This is a genomic window from Streptomyces sp. NPDC050433, assembly GCF_044458565.1.
In the GTDB taxonomy this organism is placed as follows: domain Bacteria; phylum Actinomycetota; class Actinomycetes; order Streptomycetales; family Streptomycetaceae; genus Streptomyces.
Genome location: NZ_JBITIB010000026.1, coordinates 16,366 through 34,316, shown reverse-complemented (window position 1 = coordinate 34,316; position 17,951 = coordinate 16,366). Strand labels below are relative to the sequence as shown.

General features: G+C 71.8%; 13 protein-coding genes and 1 pseudogene. 3 read left to right on the top strand and 11 right to left on the bottom strand.

Annotation, left to right across the window (positions count from 1 at the left end; all coding sequences use genetic code 11):
- Positions 1–17 precede the first annotated feature (17 nt).
- Positions 18–1,481: pseudogene (locus ACIBLA_RS27840) on the bottom strand (NAD(P)/FAD-dependent oxidoreductase); the annotation flags it as partial.
- Between the two features lie 653 nt (positions 1,482–2,134).
- The gene (locus ACIBLA_RS27835; protein ID WP_399200266.1) at positions 2,135–3,037 is read right to left on the bottom strand and encodes a TIGR01777 family oxidoreductase; all 903 of its coding nucleotides are present in this window, start codon (positions 3,035–3,037) and stop codon (positions 2,135–2,137) included.
- Between the two features lie 36 nt (positions 3,038–3,073).
- On the opposite strand from ACIBLA_RS27835, the gene ACIBLA_RS27830 reads away from it, so the two are divergent.
- On the top strand, positions 3,074–3,568 hold the full coding sequence (locus ACIBLA_RS27830) for a GNAT family N-acetyltransferase (protein WP_399200213.1): 495 nt from the start codon (positions 3,074–3,076) through the stop codon (positions 3,566–3,568).
- 13 nt (positions 3,569–3,581) lie between these two features.
- Here ACIBLA_RS27830 and ACIBLA_RS27825 read toward each other — a convergent pair whose 3' ends face one another.
- Entirely contained in the window at positions 3,582–4,106 is a 525-nt protein-coding gene (locus ACIBLA_RS27825) for a DUF4240 domain-containing protein (protein WP_363246784.1), read from the bottom strand.
- A gap of 136 nt (positions 4,107–4,242) precedes the next feature.
- Here ACIBLA_RS27825 and ACIBLA_RS27820 point away from each other — a divergent pair, with 136 nt between their 5' ends.
- Positions 4,243–5,172, top strand: coding sequence for an SDR family oxidoreductase (locus ACIBLA_RS27820; protein ID WP_399200212.1), 930 nt, complete (start codon positions 4,243–4,245; stop codon positions 5,170–5,172).
- Here ACIBLA_RS27820 and ACIBLA_RS27815 read toward each other — a convergent pair.
- From ACIBLA_RS27815 to ACIBLA_RS27780, 8 genes are all read right to left on the bottom strand, one after another.
- Positions 5,163–6,128, bottom strand: coding sequence for a helix-turn-helix transcriptional regulator (locus tag ACIBLA_RS27815; protein ID WP_399200211.1), 966 nt, complete (start codon positions 6,126–6,128; stop codon positions 5,163–5,165). The two genes, ACIBLA_RS27820 and ACIBLA_RS27815, sit on opposite strands and share 10 nt — an antisense overlap.
- Positions 6,129–6,171: 43 nt before the next feature.
- Positions 6,172–6,990 (bottom strand): MerR family transcriptional regulator, encoded by an 819-nt coding sequence (locus ACIBLA_RS27810; protein ID WP_399200210.1) that lies wholly within the window; start codon positions 6,988–6,990, stop codon positions 6,172–6,174.
- Positions 6,991–7,115: 125 nt separating this feature from the next.
- Complete coding sequence (gene aceE / locus ACIBLA_RS27805; protein ID WP_399200209.1) at positions 7,116–9,806, bottom strand: pyruvate dehydrogenase (acetyl-transferring), homodimeric type; 2,691 nt, start codon at positions 9,804–9,806, stop codon at positions 7,116–7,118.
- A gap of 216 nt (positions 9,807–10,022) precedes the next feature.
- On the bottom strand, positions 10,023–10,646 hold the full coding sequence (locus tag ACIBLA_RS27800; RefSeq protein ID WP_399200208.1) for a GntR family transcriptional regulator: 624 nt from the start codon (positions 10,644–10,646) through the stop codon (positions 10,023–10,025).
- Positions 10,647–10,841: 195 nt separating this feature from the next.
- Complete coding sequence (gene sucB / locus ACIBLA_RS27795) at positions 10,842–12,623, bottom strand: 2-oxoglutarate dehydrogenase, E2 component, dihydrolipoamide succinyltransferase (RefSeq protein WP_399200207.1); 1,782 nt, start codon at positions 12,621–12,623, stop codon at positions 10,842–10,844.
- Between the two features lie 96 nt (positions 12,624–12,719).
- On the bottom strand, positions 12,720–14,108 hold the full coding sequence (gene lpdA / locus ACIBLA_RS27790; RefSeq protein ID WP_363246776.1) for a dihydrolipoyl dehydrogenase: 1,389 nt from the start codon (positions 14,106–14,108) through the stop codon (positions 12,720–12,722).
- Positions 14,109–14,470: 362 nt separating this feature from the next.
- Entirely contained in the window at positions 14,471–16,027 is a 1,557-nt protein-coding gene (locus tag ACIBLA_RS27785) for a leucyl aminopeptidase (protein WP_399200206.1), read from the bottom strand.
- 223 nt (positions 16,028–16,250) lie between these two features.
- Positions 16,251–17,048, bottom strand: coding sequence for an adenosylcobinamide-GDP ribazoletransferase (locus ACIBLA_RS27780; RefSeq protein ID WP_399200205.1), 798 nt, complete (start codon positions 17,046–17,048; stop codon positions 16,251–16,253).
- A 99-nt stretch (positions 17,049–17,147) separates the two neighbouring features.
- Here ACIBLA_RS27780 and ACIBLA_RS27775 point away from each other — a divergent pair, with 99 nt between their 5' ends.
- Complete coding sequence (locus tag ACIBLA_RS27775; RefSeq protein WP_399200204.1) at positions 17,148–17,921, top strand: hypothetical protein; 774 nt, start codon at positions 17,148–17,150, stop codon at positions 17,919–17,921.
- Positions 17,922–17,951 lie beyond the last annotated feature (30 nt).

Sequence of the window (17,951 nt, the reverse complement as noted above, 5' to 3'; positions counted from 1 at the left end):
CGGCGCGGCCCCTTGCCCTACGCCGCGGTCGGCAGGTGGACGGTCCCGTCGCCGGGTCGTACGCCCAGGTCGTCCAGGATCGCGTACGCGGCCCTGCGGCCCGACGAGAGGGCGCCCTGGACGGTGCTGGTGTCGCGGTGGTCCCCGCACACGTACAGCCCCGACAACAGCCGCACCTGGCGGCGCAGATCGTGCGGCGCCGGCATCGCGGGGACGGCCTCCGGGTCGTGCTGGACGGCCAGCAGCTCCCAGTCGGTGGTCGACGTGCCGTACAGCGTGGCGAGATGCGCGCGGACCGCGCCGTCGAGTTCCGCCTCGGGCGGCGGCGTACGGAGCCCGAGCACCGTCGAGGAGATCAGCGTCCGGCCGGCCGGGGCGCGCGACGGGTCCACCGCGCTCATGACCGTCGTGTGGGCGACGGGGCCGCCGCGACGGTCTCCGTCCAGGAGCAGCGCGGGTTCGGTCAACGGGGGCGTGGGGGCGGTGTGGTGAAGGACCGTCACGGGGTGGAAGTCCGGCACCCGCAGGCCCGGCAGCAACTCGGCGGCGGCGCGGGCGCCTGTCGCCACGAGCAGGGAGCGGCAGGTGATCTCGCCGTGCTCCTTCGTACCGACTGAGCTGATCGACGCGTCCGTCACACACACGCCCGTCCGCACCGTGCCGGGCGGCAGCGTGGCCGCCAGCAGCTCGGGCAGGGCGGTGGCTCCGCCCTCGGGGACGCACAGCCGGCCGCGGGCGAAGCTGCGCAGGGCCAGGTCGGCGCAGCGGCTGGACGTGGTGAGGTCCGGGTCGCAGAGCAGCGCTGACAGCAGGGGGCGTACGAAGCCGTCGACCGTCCGCGCGGGCAGTCCGCGCGCGGACAGCGCGGCGAGGGCGGGGCGTTCGGGGCGGACCAGCAGACGGTTCACCGGCGTGGTCGCGAGACGGCCGAAGGCCGCGTGGAGACGGGCCTGGTCAAGCGCGTTGCCCAACGGGGGGCGGTAGCCCGGCCGTACGGCCCTGGCGCGGGGGGTGCGTGTCCGGGGGGTCCTGGCGCGCGGGGCGCTTGCGAGGGCGCGCGCGGCGGTGAGTGCGCCCCGCGCGCTCCCTGCGGCGACGGTGACGCCCGCGCGGTGGTGGCGTCCCTCGCTGTGGACGAGCACGCCCGGCGAGAACATCCGTAGGGAGGCGTCCGCCAGGGCGGGGGTGCGGAGCAGTTCCGGGTACGAGGTGTTGAGCATCTGACCGATGCGGTCGAGCCGGAAGCCGTCGAGGTCCTCGGTGGCCATCCTGCCGCCGATGTAAGGGGCGGTCTCCAGGACGGTGACTGTTACACCGGCGCGGGTCAGCTGATGAGCTGCCGACAGGCCGGCGATTCCGGCGCCAATGATGACGACGTCCGCGTGATGTTCAGTACTGAGCACGTGCCCCTCCCCGAGGTCGGCGCGGCTGTGCGGTCCGGGGCTGGTGCCCGGCCCCCGTCCAGGGAATACCTGAGTGCGGGGTCGAGACTAGGAACGGAACCGGCCGTTCGCAGTCGCGCAGTGGCGGGGGCATCGGAGCGGCGGGGGCGCACACGGGGGGTTTGGGTTGCTGTTTCGTCGGCCTGGGGGCGGGGTGCGGGGTCTCCGGACGGGTATGTCCGGACGGCATGATTTACGGCGCGTGCAGGGTTCGTTGGATCCGCTGAGGCCTTCTTCTTCACGCGCCACAAATCAGCCTGAGTGTCCGGACACACCCCTCCTACGACCCCGCCCCCCTCACGCCGCCACGTGACGCTGTTCAAGCCGCGTGGGCGGCCGGTCCGGTGGCCTACTGCCGGGTTGCCCCGCGCAGGGAAACGGCCGCGCGGGACCTCACCAGTCGGGTGGGCGGCCGGGCGCCGTTCCCCGTCCTGCGGGCTGAAGGGGGGCGCGCAGGGGTCGTGGTCGGACACTCAGGCTGATTTGTGGCGCGTGGGAATGCCGGTTCTCTCGGGGCCAACGAACGGGGCACGCGCCGTAAATCATGCCGTCCGGGCATGACCCCGGAGCGGCACCCGGCCACCACCGCAACCACCCAGCCCGTCCGGCGATTGAGGACGGACCCGTCGGCACCGGGGCCGGCTGATACCAACCCGGCCCACCACGCAACCCCGCAACCCCCGCAACCCGCGCTACACGCGCAACGCCGAGACAATCGATTCGTCGATCTTTGGGAACGCGAACGTGAACCCCGACTCCAGCAGCCGCCTCGGCCGTACCCGTTGGCTGCTCAGTACGTCCTGCGAGAACTCGCCCAGCGCCACCTTCAGCGCCACGGACGGCACCGCGAGGACCGTCGGGCGGTGCAGCACACGGCCCATCGCCGCCGTGACCTCGCGGTTCGTCACCGGCTCGGGGGCGGTGAGATTCACCGGGCCCGACAGGGACTCCGTGTCGATCAAGTGCCGGAGCGCCGCCACGTGGTCGTGCAGGGAGATGAAGCTCCAGTACTGCCGCCCGTCGCCGAGCCGGCCGCCCAGCCCCGCGCGGAAGATGGGGAACAGCCGCCCCCACGCGCCGCCTTCGCGGGCCACGACGAGCCCCGTGCGGGCGAGCACCGTCCGTACGCCCGCGTCCGACGCGGCAGCCGCCGCGTCCTCCCACTCGACGCACACCGAGGGCAGGAACCCCTCGCCGGGCGGCGCGGACTCGTCCACCGGGCGGTCGCCCGTGTCGCCGTAGAAGCCGATGGCCGTTCCGCACACCAGGACGCCGGGCGGGGTGTCCAGGGACGCGACGGCCTCGGCGATGGCCGCCGTACCGAGGACGCGGCTGTTCTTGATCTCCTGCTTGTACGCGTCGGTCCATCGGTGGTCCGCGACCCCCGCGCCCGCGAGATGGACCACGGCCTCGCAGCCGTACAGCCCGCTCACGTCCACGTACCGGCGGGAGGGGTCCCACTCGACCTCGTCGCCCGCGCGGGAGGGACGCCGGACCAGGCGGACCACCTCGTGCCCGTCCGCTCGCAGGGAGCGCCTGAGCGCCGTGCCGATGAGCCCGTTGGAGCCGGTGATCGCGATCCTCATGACTCCCATCCTGCCGTTACCCACCCGCATGGGACAGTTGCTGCCATGCCGGAACCACTCATACGCGCGGCTCTCCCGTCTGACGACGACGCCCTCAGCCGCCTCGACCACGACACCTGGTCGTCCCTCCACGCGGTGACGCCCAGGCAGGAGCCGCCGTTCGAACCGTTCTTCGACGCGCGTCACCGGCCGCAGGACTATCTGGTCGCCGAGGCCGACGCCCGGATCGCCGGCTACATCCGGTTGGTGCCGCCCACCCCGCTCGCCTGCAACGCGCACGTCCGGCAGATCCAGGGGCTCGCCGTGCACGAGTGGGCGCGCGGCCGGGGCGTGGCGCGGAGGCTGCTGCGCGCGGCGATGGAGAGGGCGCGGGCCGAGGGCGCGGTGCGGATGACGCTGCGGGTGCTCGGGCACAACAAGCCGGCGCGCTCGCTGTACGAGTCGGAGGGCTTCGTGGTGGAGGGGGTGCTGCCAGGGGAGTTCTTCCTGGACCGGCGGTACGTCGACGACGTGCTCATGGGCCGTTCGCTGGATGTCTGACGGGGGCGCGCGGTCAGTCGACGCCGAACCGCTCCCAGAGCCGGGGGAGCCGGTCGGCCAGTGCCTGTGCGTCCTCGAAGTCGACCGGCGTGCCCTCGGGCTCCGGGGCCTGCGGGGCGACCCCCAGGTCGGGCGCGACGGAGCCGGTGAGCTGTTCGTACGCCTCGTCGGCCGCGTACCCCAGGTCCTCGCCGTCGCCGTCGATCTCCTCGTCGAACTCGCCGATCAGCTCCGCGAGGCTGTCCGGGTCGTGCACCGCTCCCTCGAAGACCTCCCGGCCCTGGCCGATGAGCCAGCAGCGGAAGTAGTCGAACGCGTCGTCGCTCGCGCCGCCGAGCAGGATCGTGGCAGCCGCCCACAGGTCCCATTCGTACGCGCGGTTGTAGCGGGTCTCGAAGTGCCGGCCGAAGTCCAGGACCGAGTCGGGGTCCAGCTGGAGCAGCCGCTCCACGAGGAGATCGGCGTGCTCGTCGGGGTCGCCGCCGGCGGCCTCGCGCGTGGCGTCGATGATCTCCCAGAACTCCGTCTCGTCGGTCACGGATACAGCATCGTGCTTGGCGGGGGGCCGCGCACGCGGAGCGCGGAAAGCGGGGGAGTTCCGCGTATGCCGGACAGAAGATGTCTCCTTTCCGTGGAACGGTCGGCTGTGAGACCGACAGACAGGAAGCAGACAGATGACCGACAACCACGACAAGCTGCTGACGGACAAGATCGCACTGGTGGCGGGGGCCACCCGAGGCGCCGGCCGGGCGATCGCCGTGGAGCTGGGCGCCGCCGGGGCGACGGTGTACGTCACGGGGCGCACCACGCGTGAGAAGGCCAGCGAGGTGGGCCGCCACACGGAGACCATCGAGGAGACCGCCGAGCTGGTCACCCGCGCGGGCGGCGAGGGCATCGCCGTACCGACCGACCACCTTCAGGTCGAGCGGGTACGGGCGCTGGTGGAGCGGATCGATCGCGAGCAGGGCCGGCTGGATGTGCTGGTGAACGACGTGTGGGGCGGGAACAAGTTCCTCGACTTCGACACCCCCGTGTGGGAGATCGAGCTGGAGCGCGGGCTGCGGATGCTCGACCTCGGGGTGAGGACCCATCTCATCACCAGCAGTGTCGCGCTGCCCCTGCTCGTACGGCGGCCGGGCGGCCTGGTCGTGGAGGTCACCGACGGCACCGCCGAGTCCAACAGGACACCGCGCGAGAACCTCTACTACGACCTCGCCAAGAACGCCCCGATCCGGATGGCCTATCTGCTGGCCGACGAGCTGAAGAGGGTCGGCGGCACGGCGGTCGCGGTCACCCCCGGCTTCCTGCGCTCCGAGGAGATGCTCGACGGCTTCGGCATCACCGAGGAGAACTGGCGGGAGGGAATCAAGATCCACCGGCACTTCGCGCTCTCGGAGACGCCGGTGTACGTGGGCCGGGGAGTCGCCGCGCTCGTCGCGGACCCCGAGCGGGAGCGCTGGGCGGGGCAGTCGCTCTCCAGCGGGCAGCTGGCGAAGGAGTACGGCGTCACGGACGTGGACGGCAGCCGGCCGGACATGTGGGGGTACCTGGCGGCCGAGGCGGCGGCGCCCGCCACGGAGGTCCCCATGGACGGCTACCGGTAGAGGCGCGCCGTACGGTCGGCGGAGTCGGCGAAGCGGGCGCGCAGCTCCGCCGGCTCCAGCACCTCCAGCTCCGGCCCGAGGGCGAAAAGCTGGGCGAACGCCACGTCGGGCGACTCGACGGGGAGCGTGAGCGTTGTCCAGCCGTCGTCGTCCGGCGGGTCCGCCGCTTCGGTCGCCTCCCGTACCGAGGCCCGGTCGGTCGTGTACGGCAGCCTGCGCAGGCCGTCGGGGGAGAGCCGGAGCACCACCTCCGTACGGAGGATCGAGCGCGCGAACTGCGCCGCCCGCTCGTCCCAGAACGCGGGGAGGTCGAAGGTCTCGTCCCGTTCGAATCGTTCGCCGGAGAGCGTGACCTCCGTGAAGCGGTCGATCCGGTAGACCCGGAAGGACACGTCGACGCGGGCGCAGAGGTACCAGACGCCCGCCTTGAGCACGAGTCCGTACGGTGCCAACTCCCGCTCCACCTCGGCGTCCTGGCGCCGGTAGCGCGCGACGACGGTGCGGTCGTCCCACACGGCCTCGGCGACGGCCGGCAGCAGCTCGGGCGTCTCCGGCTCGTTGAACCAGCCGGGCGCGTCGAGGTGGAAGCGCTGTGCCGCCGAGTCCGGCGCTCCCCTCAGGGAGGGGAGCAGGGCCGCCGACACCTTCAGCCGGGCGGCGGACGCCGCGTCCTGGAGGCCCATCTCGCGGAGCGCGTTCGGCAGCCCGGAGAGGAACAGGGCCTCCGCCTCGCCCCGTGCCAGGCCCGTGAGCCGCGTGCGGTAGCCGCCGACGAGCCGGTAGCCACCGGAGCGCCCCCGGTCCGCGTAGACGGGCACTCCGGCCTCGGAGAGGGCGAGTGCGTCGCGGGTGACGGTGCGCTCGGACACCTCCAGCTCCTGTGCCAGCTCGGCCCCGGTCATGGCGGGCCGCGCCTGGAGGAGCAGCACCATCTTGATCAGCCGGGTAGCGCGCATGGCCCCATTGTCCACGCGCGCCGCCGTGGGCCGGGCGCAAGAGCTACACCAGCGGCTCCTGGAGCTCGGTCACCCACTTGTCCTTGTCCGCCGGGCATTCGAGGTTGACCTCGCGCGCGTAACCCGCCGAGCGGTGCCCGCCCGTGTCGATCCAGCGGGCCAGGATCTGGGCGGTCGGCATGATCGTCTCCATCGATCCCCGGTGCACGATCGTCGCGGCCCGCTCAACGGGAGGCAGGTCCAGGATCTCGAAGTCGTGGCCCGGCGCCGGGTCGGCGGCGACCACCACTCCCGCGTGGACGACGACCGCGCCGTTTCCCTCGGGGGCGTCCTCGTAGCGGGCGATACCGGGCCCCGTCGGAGCCACCCCGGCCGACTCCAGGCGCCGGAACAGCTCCTCGTACAGAGGACTGATCACCGGGCCGATGTCCTGGGGTTCGTAACTGGCGGCCACGGCGGTCAGTTCGGCCACCCGCACCGCTGGAATGTGCTTGACGACGACATCTTCGGTGGGCATGTGCCCCTCGCTCTCGATCGACCGGAGCCTCGCCTCGACCTGGGCCAGCGTGGCGGCGGTCGCCGCCATCGCCGCTTCCAGCTCCGCCCGGCGCAGCGTGAGCATCCCGCGCAGCTCGTCCGCGTTCACCCGGTCCTCCAGGATCTCCCGCACCTGCTGGAGCGTGAAGCCGAGATCCTTGAGGGCGATGACCCGGTTGAGCTGGGCGAGCTGGGCCGCCGTGTAGTAGCGGTAGCCGCTGAACGGGTCCGTGTGGGCGGGACGCAGCAGCCCGATCGCGTCGTAGTGACGCAGCATGCGGGCCGACACACGTCCGTGCCTGGCGAAGTCTCCGATGGTGAACATGACGTCCTCCACTGCACCGCTTCACACGGTGTCAGGGTCAAGCATGCCGTGGACGTCACCTCATGAGGAAGCGGCTCCGGCCGACCACGAGGGCCGGCCGAAGCCGCTTCCTTACAGAGGACGGGTCACAGGCCGTAGCGCTCCCGCGCCTCCTTCACCGCCGACGCGGGCACCTCGCCGCGCCGCGCGAGCTGTGCCAGCGCCGCGACCGTGATCGACCGGGCGTCGACACCGAAGTGCCGGCGGGCCGCCTCACGGGTGTCGGAGAGGCCGAAGCCGTCCGTACCGAGCGAGGAGTAGTCCTGCTCGACCCACTGGCTGATCTGGTCGGGCACCTGGCGCATCCAGTCGCTGACCGCCAGCACCGGCCCCGGCGCCCCCTCCAGGGCGCGCGTCACGTACGGCGTGCGCTGCTCGCCGCGCAGCAGCGCCTCGTCGCACTCCAGAGCGTCCCTGCGCAGCTCGCCCCAGGACGTGGCCGACCAGACGTCGGCCGTGACACCCCACTCGGCGGCGAGCAGTTCCTGGGCCTCCAGGACCCAGTGGATGGCCGTGCCGGAGGCGAGCAGCTGGAGCCGCGGCGAGTCCGCCTTGGCGGGCACGCCCTCCTTGAAGCGGTACAGGCCCTTGACAATGCCCTCCTCCACGCCCTCGGGCATGGCTGGCTGGGGCATCGGCTCGTTGTAGACGGTGAGGTAGTAGAAGACGTCCGAGTCCTCGCCTGGGGCGGCCTGGCCGTACATCCGCCGCAGCCCGTCCTTGACGATGACCGCGACCTCGTACGCGAACGCCGGGTCGTAGTTCAGCGAGGCCGGATTCGTCGCCGCGAGCAGGTGCGAGTGGCCGTCCGCGTGCTGGAGGCCCTCGCCGGTCAGGGTCGTACGGCCGGCCGTCGCGCCGACGATGAAGCCCTTGCCGAGCTGGTCGGCGAGCTGCCACATCTGGTCGCCCGTGCGCTGCCAGCCGAACATCGAGTAGAAGATGTAGAACGGGATCATCGTCTCGCCGTGCGTCGCGTACGACGTGGCGGCGGCGATGAAGTCGGCCATCGAACCGGCCTCGGTGATCCCCTCGTTGAGGATCTGGCCGTCCTTGGCCTCCTTGTAGTACATGATCTGGTCGCGGTCGACGGGGTCGTACGTCTGGCCCAGCGGCGAGTAGATGCCGGCCGACGGGAACAGCGCCTCCATACCGAACGTACGCGCCTCGTCCGGGACGATCGGGACCCAGCGCCTGCCGGTCTCCTTGTCCCGCATCAGGTCCTTCACCAGCCGGACGAACGCCATGGTCGTGGCGACCGACTGCTTGCCGGAGCCCTTGTAGACGGACTGGAACGCCTTCTCGGACGGCTCGGGCAGCGCGACGGCATGCACTCGGCGGGCCGGGGCGGGCCCGCCGAGTTCCGCACGCCGCTCCTGGAGATAGCGGACTTCGGGGGAGTCGGCGCCGGGGTGGCCGTACGGCACCAGCTCCTCGGTCAGCTTCGAGTCCGGGATGGGAAGTTCCAGCAGGTCCCGCATGGTGCGGAACTGCTCGCCGGAGAGCTTCTTCATCTGGTGGTTGGCGTTGCGCGACTCGAAGCCGGTGCCGAGCGTGTAGCCCTTCACCGTCTGGGCGAGGACCACGGTCGGCGCGCCCTGGTGGGCGAGCGCGGCGCGGTAGGCCGCGTACACCTTGCGGGCCTCGTGACCGCCGCGCGAGGTGTGGAAGCACTCGGCGATCTTCGCGTCGGTCAGCAGCTTCGCCAGCTCCACGAGCGCGGGCTCGGCGCCGAAGAAGTGCTCACGGATGTACGCCACGTCGCGCGTCGCGTACGTCTGGAACTGCGCGTCCGGCACCGCGCGCAGCCTCCTTACGAGGGCGCCCGTGGTGTCGAGCGCGAACAGCTCGTCCCAGGCGGAGCCCCACAGCGACTTCACGACGTTCCAGCCCGCGCCGCGGAACTGCGACTCCAGCTCCTGCACGATCTTGAAGTTGGCGCGGACGGGGCCGTCGAGGCGCTGGAGGTTGCAGTTGATGACGAAGGTGAGGTTGTCGAGTCCCTCGCGGGCCGCGAGGGCGAGTGCCGCCGTCGACTCGGGCTCGTCCATCTCGCCGTCGCCGAGGAACGCCCATACGTGGGAGGCGGAGGTGTCCTTGATCCCGCGGTTGGTCAGGTAGCGGTTGAAGCGCGCCTGGTAGATCGCGGAGAGCGGGCCGAGGCCCATGGAGACGGTGGGGAACTCCCACAGCCAGGGCAGCCGCCGGGGGTGCGGGTAGGAGGGGAGGCCCTTGCCGCCGGCCTCCTGGCGGAAGTTGTCGAGGTGCTCCTCGGTGAGCCGGCCGTCGAGGAACGCGCGGGCGTAGATGCCGGGGGAGGCGTGGCCCTGTATGTACAGCTGGTCGCCGGAGCCGGGAGAGTCCTTGGACTCCTTGCCGCGGAAGAAGTGGTTGAAGCCCGTCTCGTAGAGCCAGGCGGCGGAGGCGAAGGTGGCGATATGGCCGCCGACGCCGAGCCGCGAGCCACGGGTGACCATGGCGGCGGCGTTCCAGCGGTTCCAGCCGGCGATCCGGGACTCCATCGCCTCGTCGCCGTCGAAGGCGGGCTCGGCGGCGGTCGGGATGGTGTTGAGATAGTCCGTCTCCAGCAGAGCGGGCACGGGGACCCCGGCGCTCTCGGCGTGCTGGAGCGTGCGCCGCATCAGATACGCCGCACGGTGCGGGCCCGCATGCTCGGTGACGGCGTCGAGAGAGGCCGCCCATTCGGCGGTTTCCTCGGCGTCGCGGTCCGGGAGCTGGTCGAGCTCGCTCGGAAGCTTGCCTACGGGGTTGGGCATGGTCGCCGCCTTCCGGACAGGAGGTGGGTCGAGAGAGGCCTTGTCTGGCAGGACAGGGCGAAGGGCTGGGTGCAGCCCGATGACGACTGTAAATCGCTGATCGATGATCGATCAAAGAGTTGACGGCAAAATTTCATGATCTGAAGAAATTGGCATTCAGTGCCGGTCGCCGGGGCACGCGGTGACGCCGCAAAGTGGTGGGAAACGGGCGGCGGCTCAGGCGCGTGGTGCACATCCGAGCACGTGGTCCTTCACCAGTGAGCCGATACGGGGATCGCGGCGGCGGAAGGCCTCGACCAGTTCCTGATGCTCCTCGGCGTACGACTTCTGGACCGTGCCGAGCCATCGGATCGACAGCGCCGTGAACACCTCGATGCCGAGCCCCTCCCAGGTGTGCAGCAGGACCCCGTTCCCGGCCGCGCGCACCAGCTCGCGGTGGAAGTCGACGGTGTGCCGCACCTGCGCCGTCCCGTCCGCCCGCCGGTCGGCCTCGTACAGCGCCGTCACATGCGGCTCCAGGGCGGAGGTGTCGACCGCCAGCCGCTCGGCGGCCAGCTCGGCGGCGATCTGCTCCAGACCGGCCCGCACCGGGTAGCTCTCCTCAAGGTCCGCGGCGGTCAGATTCCGTACGCGTACGCCCTTGTTCGGCGCGGACTCGATCAGCCGCAGCGACTCCAGCTCGCGCAGCGCCTCGCGTACGGGCGTCTGGCTGACGGCCAGCTCGGTCGCGATCCGCCGCTCGACGATCCGCTCACCCGGCTTCCAGCGTCCGCTGACGATGCCCTCCACGATGTGCTCGCGGATCTGCTCGCGCAGCGAGTGGATGACGGGCGGGGTCATGACGGGGCTCCTTCGGGTGACCGTGGCCGAGGTTACCCCTCCAGCGGCGGGTCCCAGGTGGGTGATGACCGAGGGAAGGAAGGCGTTTTACGCAACCGTTCCCCGGGGCCGTGTCCGCGCGTTCGCGGATACGGCGGCGCCCCCGCCGGATCTCTCCGGGCGGGGGCGCCGTCCTGACGTACTGCCGGGTGGGGACTACAGGCCCAGCTCGACCTCGAACTCGCCCGCCTCCAGGATTCCCTTGACCGCCGTCAGGTAGCGGGCGGCGTCCGCGCCGTCCACCAGGCGGTGGTCGTAGGAGAGCACGACGTGGACCATGTCGCGGATCGCGATCGTCTCGCCGAGGTCCGGGTGGTTGATGACCACCGGACGGCGGACGGTCGCGCCGATGCCCAGGATGGCGACCTGGTTCGGGGGCACGATGATCGTGTCGAACAGGGCGCCGCGCGAACCGGTGTTGCTGATGGCGAAGGTCGCACCGGACAGCTCGTCCGGCGTGATCTTGCTGCCGCGGACCTTGCCGGCCAGCTCGGCGGTCTTCTTCGCGATGCCGGCGAGGTTCAGGTCGCCCGCGCCCTTGATGACCGGCGTCATCAGACCCTTCTCGGAGTCCACGGCGATGCCGATGTTCTCCGAGTCGTAGTACGTGATGGTGCCCTCGGCCTCGTTGATACGGGCGTTGACGACCGGGTAGGCCTTCAGCGCCTGGGCCGCGGCCTTGACGAAGAACGGCATCGGGGACAGCTTCACGCCCTCGCGGGCGGCGAAGGAGTCCTTGGCCTGCGCGCGCAGCTTCATCAGCTTCGTGATGTCGACCTCGATGACCGACGTCAACTGCGCCTGGCCGTGCAGCGCCTTCATCAGGTTGTCACCGATGACCTTGCGCATGCGCGGCATCTTGACCGTCTGGCCACGCAGCGGGGAGACCTCCAGCTTGGGGGCCTTCGACGCGGCGGGGGCCGGGGCGGCGGGAGCCGGAGCCTGGGCGGCGGCCTTGGCGGCCTCCGCGGCGGCGACGACGTCCTGCTTACGGATACGGCCACCGACGCCGGTGCCCCTGACCGAGGCCAGGTCGACGCCGTTCTCGGCGGCGAGCTTGCGTACGAGCGGTGTCACGTACGCGCCCTCGTCGCCGGAAGCGGCGGCGGGAGCCGGGGCGGCGACGGGAGCGGCGGGCGCCGTCGGGGCCGGAGCCGGAGCGGCCGGAGCGGGCGCCGCGGCAGGAGCGACGGGGGCCGGCACGGGCGCGGGCGCAGGGGCGGGTGCGGGCGCCGGAGCCGGCGCGGGAGCCTCCGCCTTCGGCGCGGCCGGAGCCGGTGCCGGAGCAGCCGCCGGAGCGGCACCCTCGGCGCCGATCACGGCCAGCTTCGCGCCGACCTCTGCGGTCTCGTCCTCGCCGACCACGATCTCCAGCAGCACACCGGCGACCGGGGCGGGAATCTCGGTGTCGACCTTGTCCGTCGAGACCTCCAGCAGCGGCTCGTCGGCCTCGACAGCGTCGCCGACCTCCTTGAGCCAGCGGGTGACGGTGCCCTCGGTGACGCTCTCGCCGAGCGCGGGGAGGGTGACGTCGGTGCCCGCCGCGGAGCCGCCGCCGGCCGGCGCCTGGGCGGCCGGCGCGGGCGCCGGCGCCGGAGCCGCCGGTGCCTCCTGTACGGGGGCGGGCGCCGGAGCGGGCTCCGGCGCGGCCTCGACCGGAGCCGCGGCCTGCGGCGCCGCGGCGGCGGCGGCTCCGCCGGAACCGTCGTCGATCACGGCCAGCTCGGCGCCGACCTCGACCGTCTCGTCCTCGGCGACCTTGATCGACGCCAGGACACCGGCGGCGGGCGCCGGGATCTCCGTGTCGACCTTGTCGGTGGAGACTTCGAGCAGCGGCTCGTCGGCCTCGACGCGCTCGCCCTCGGCCTTCAGCCAGCGCGTGACAGTGCCCTCGGTGACGCTCTCACCGAGCGCCGGCAGGGTTACGGAAACCGCCATGGTTTCAGTTGCTCCTAACGGTGGGATCTCCCCAGCCGGCGGCGGGCGCCGGGCGTGGGGAAGTGCGGTAGTGGTCGTCGCGTCCGGACCGACGCATCAGTCGTGGGCGTGCAGGGGCTTGCCGGCCAGGGCCAGGTGGGCCTCGCCGAGGGCTTCGTTCTGCGTCGGGTGCGCGTGGATGAGCTGCGCGACCTCCGCCGGCAGAGCCTCCCAGTTGTAGATCAGCTGCGCTTCGCCGACCTGCTCGCCCATACGGTCACCGACCATGTGGACGCCGACCACGGCGCCGTCCTTGACCTGGACGAGCTTGATCTCGCCCGCGGTCTTCAGGATCTTGCTCTTGCCGTTGCCCGCCAGGTTGTACTTCAGAGCGACGACCTTGTCCGCACCGTAGATCTCCTTGGCCTTGGCCTCGGTGATACCGACGGACGCGACCTCGGGGTGGCAGTACGTGACTCGGGGCACACCGTCGTAGTCGACGGGGACGGTCTTCAGACCGGCCAGCCGCTCCGCGACGAGGATGCCCTCGGCGAAGCCGACGTGCGCGAGCTGGAGCGTCGGGACGAGGTCACCGACGGCCGAGATCGTCTCCACGTTGGTGCGCATGTACTCGTCGACGAGGACGAAGCCGCGGTCCATCGCGACGCCCTGCTCCTCGTAGCCGAGGCCCTGCGAGACGGGGCCGCGGCCGATCGCGACCAGCAGCACCTCCGCGTCGAAGGTCTTGCCGTCGGCCAGCGTGACGCGCACACCGTCCTGCGTGTACTCGGCCTTGTCGAAGAAGGTGCCGAGGTTGAACTTGATGCCGCGCTTGCGGAAGGCGCGCTCCAGGAGCTTGGAGCTGTTCTCGTCCTCGACCGGTACGAGGTGCTTGAGGCCCTCGATGACGGTGACGTCCGTGCCGAAGGACTTCCACGCCGAGGCGAACTCGACGCCGATGACGCCGCCGCCCAGGACGATCGCCGTCTCCGGGACGCGGTCCAGCTTCAGCGCGTGGTCCGAGGAGATGATCCGCTGGCCGTCGATGGTCAGACCGGGCAGCGACTTCGGTACGGAGCCGGTGGCGAGCAGGACATGACGGCCCTGCACGCGGCGGCCGTCGACGTCGACGGAGGTCGGGGACGACAGCCGCCCCTCGCCCTCGATGTAGGTCACCTTGCGGGAGGCGACCAGGCCCTGAAGGCCCTTGTAGAGGCCGGAGACGACCTCGTCCTTGTACTTGTGGACCCCGGCGATGTCGATGCCCTCGAAGGTGGCCTTGACACCGAACTGCTCGGACTCGCGCGCCTGATCGGCGATCTCGCCCGCGTGCAGCAGGGCCTTCGTGGGGATGCAGCCGTTGTGCAGGCAGGTGCCGCCGAGCTTGTTCTTCTCGATCAGGGCGACGTCCAGGCCCAGCTGCGCTCCGCGCAGCGCCGCGGCATAACCGCCGCTACCGCCGCCGAGGATCACTAGGTCGAAAACGGTGCTGGCGTCGTTCGCCACGTCACGTCCTCCATGCATGTGCGCCGGGCGCGGTCGATGACCGGGCGGCGGCTGGTGTTCGGCCGCTGTTTCGTCGGCCCTGTGGTGGGGGCCCTGTCCTGCCGAGAACCCATCTTTGCATTTGTCGGAGGGCGGCGGGACGCGGGGCCGGGGTTCTGAGACGGCCGGGCGGCCGCGATCAGGGGTTACCGAGTCGTACGGATGCTCCTGCGGATGCCCGTACACGCGCCGTACACACGTCGTACCCGTGGGACGCACGCGTACGGAACGGCCCGCCCCGCGAGCCCCGGTACTACTCAACCGGAACCCACGGGGCGGGCCACACATTCCCGCGGGCGGCCGAGGGGCCGCCGTCGCTTCGGTCAGCCCAGGTCGCCCGCGGCGGTGCGCTCGGCGAGCTTGACCAGCGTACGGATCGAGGAGCCCGTGCCGCCCTTGGGCGTGTAGCCGTACGGCGCGCCTTCGTGGTAGGCGGGGCCGGCGATGTCGAGGTGCGCCCAGGTGATGCCCTCGCCGACGAACTCCTTGAGGAACAGTCCGGCGACCAGGCCGCCGCCCATGCGCTCACCCATGTTGGCGATGTCGGCGGTGGGGGAGTCCATGCCCTTGCGCAGCTCGGTCGGGAGCGGCATCGGCCAGGACGCCTCGCCGACGGCCTCGGCGATCTCGTGCACGGACGTACGGAACGCCTCGTCGTTCGACATGATGCCGAAGGTCCGGCTGCCCAGCGCCACGACCATGGCACCGGTCAGAGTCGCCACGTCCACGATCGCGTCGGGCTTCTCCTCGGAGGCGCGGGTGATCGCGTCCGCGAGGACGAGCCGGCCCTCGGCGTCGGTGTTCAGGACCTCGACGGTCTTGCCGCTGTACATGCGCAGCACGTCGCCGGGGCGCGTCGCGGTGCCCGACGGCATGTTCTCGGCGAGCGCCAGCCAGCCGGTCACATTGACCTGGAGACCGAGGCGGGCGGCGGACACGACGGCGGCGAGAACGGCCGCGGCGCCGCTCATGTCGCACTTCATCGTCTCGTTGTGGCCCGGCGGCTTGAGCGAGATGCCGCCCGAGTCGTAGGTGATGCCCTTGCCGACCAGGGCGATCGTCTTCTTCGCCTTGGCGTGCGTGTACTCCAGGCGTACGAGGCGCGGGCCGTGCTCCGAGCCCTGGCCGACGCCGAGGAGACCGCCGTAGCCGCCCTTGACGAGCGCCTTCTCGTCGGTGACCTGGACCTTGACGCCGTGCTCCTTGCCGGCCGCGGTGGCGATGGCGGCGAAGGTCTCCGGGTACAGGTCGTTCGGCGGGGTGTTGATCAGGTCGCGGGCGCGGTTGATCTCCTCGGTCAGCGAGATCGCGCGCTCGACCGCCGCCTTGTGCGCCTTGTCGCGCGGCTTCGCGCCGAGCAGCGTGACCTCGCCGAGCGGCTGCTTCACACCGCCGTCGCCCTTGTCACTCGCGCCGGACTTGGCCGACTTGGCGGTCTTCTCGGTGCCGCGGTACGCGGTGAAGGCGTACGCGCCGAGCAGCGCGCCCTCCGCGACGGCCGCGACGTCCTCGGCCCCCTCGACGGGGAGCGCGAACGCGGCCTTCTTGGCGCCGGAGAGGGTGCGGGCGGCGACGCCCGCGGCCCGGCGGAGGGTCTCGGCGCCGTACGCCTCGTCCTTCTCCGGGGTCGTGCCGAGGCCGACCGCGATGACGATCGGGGCCTTGAGGCCGGACGGCGCGGGCAGCTTGGTCGCCTCGCCCTCGGCACCCGTGGCGCCGAGGGACTCCAGGACGGAGGCGAGCTTGCCGTCGTAGGCCTTGTCCACGGCCTCGGCGCCGGATGCGACGGAGGGGCCCTTGGCCCCCTTGGCGACACCGACGACGATCGCGTCGGCGCGCAGGGTGGCCGCGCCGGCGGTACTGAGAGTGAGAGCAGTCACGGTGGTGAAATCTCGCTTCCATAGAAGGTTCTTCGGCGGAAGCCGGTCTTTCGCAGGGCCGGCCGTGCCCACCGCATCGTAATTCGGCCCGCGGAGCACCTGGAACGAGCCTACGCGCGGTGTTCATCTCCGTTCACAGCGGAGGACTTACTTCGGGCATCTCGGTATGTCGGCGGGTATGTCGGCCGGTATGCCCCGCGCCGGGGCGGCGGATGACGGGCCGTCAACCCAGCGTCAGGAGCACGAGGGTGGCCGTCGCCGCCGTCTCCGCGAGGGCGCCGAAGACGTCCCCGGTGACGCCGCCGAAGCGGCGCACGCAGTGCGCGAGCAGCAACTGCGCGGCGCCGAGACCGGCCGCGAGGGACAGCGCGTGGTGCAGGGCGCCGTACGGCCCGAACAGGGCGCCGCACGCCGCCGCGACCGCCGCCGTCACCAGCAGCGCCGTGAGCGCCGCCGCCCGCGCGGGGACGGAGCCCGCGACGGTGGCGCCCAGCCCCTCGGGCCGCGCCGGCGGCACGCCCGTGCGCGCGGCCAGTGTGAGCGCGAGCCGCGCGGTGACGGCCGCGACGGCGGCGGCGACGGCGCCGTACGCCCAGCCCTCGTCGTACAGCTCCGTCAGCGCGGCCACCTGCGCCAGCAGGACGAGCAGCAGGGTGATCACGCCGAACGGCCCGATGTCCGACCGCTTCATGATCCGCAGCGCGTCCTCGGCCGGTTTCGCGCTGCCGAGTCCGTCGGCGGTGTCGGCCAGACCGTCGAGATGCAGTGCGCGGGTGAGCGCGGCGGGGACGGCGGTGGTGACCACGGCGGCGAGCAGCGGCCCCGAACCCGCCAGCAGGAGCAGGCCGCCCACGGCGGCGGCGCACAGGCCGACGGCGAGGCCGGCCAGGGGTGCCGCCCGCATTCCGGCACGGGCGGCGTCGCGGTCCCAGCGGTGCACCCGGACCGGGAGCGCGGTGAGCGTGCCGAAGGCGAACCGTATGCCGTCGGCTGTCGCGGGCGTCGAACGTGGGGCGCTCATCGCGCGAACAGTAGCCGGGAGGCGGTGGACGCTCGGACCGGCGTACAGCCGGTAAGTTGCCCATAAGCGAATAAAAGAGTCAAAGCGGAGGCGGGTGGCATGGGTTCCTGGTTCCACCAGAACTTCGTCGAGCCGGGCAAGGTCCCCATGCTGCTCGTGCTGGTCTCCTTCGTACTGACCTTCGCGATCACGCGGATGATCACCCGGCTGATCCGCGCGGGAAAGGGGCCGTTCCGGAACATCGGATCGGGCGGGACGCACATCCACCACGTGGTGCCCGGCGTGATTCTCATGGTGATCGGCGGCTTCGGCGCGGTCGGCAGCGGCAGACAAGGCGTCGGGGCAGCGGTGTGGGCGGTGATCTTCGGGATGGGCGCCGGGCTCGTCCTCGACGAGTTCGCGCTGATCCTGCATCTGGACGACGTGTACTGGACCGAGCAGGGCCGGCAGAGTGTGGAGGTCGTGGTCCTGGCCGCCGCGCTGGCGCTGCTCGTGCTGAGCGGCTTCTCGCCGCTCGGCGTGGACTCGCTCTCGCCGGAGGAACGGCGCGACCGCACCTCGCTGTTGGTGAGCCTCGGCATCAGCTTTCTCTTCGTCCTCGTGACGCTGCTCAAGGGGAAGCTGCCGATGGCGCTCGTGGGTGTGCTGGTGCCCCCGGTGGCGATCGTCGGCGCGCTGCGGCTGGCGCGACCGGGTTCGGTCTGGGCCCGCCGGTTCTACCGGCGCCGCCACCGGGCGCGCGCCCGGATGACGCTGCGCGCGTACCACCGCGACCGCCGCTGGTCCGCGCCGCGCCGCCGGGTCCAGGACTGGATCGGCGGCGCCCCGGACGACGAGCTGAAGCGCGCGGCGACTCCCGGACCGCCGCACTGAGTCGCCTCCCGCCGGCGTTCTGGGGATCGC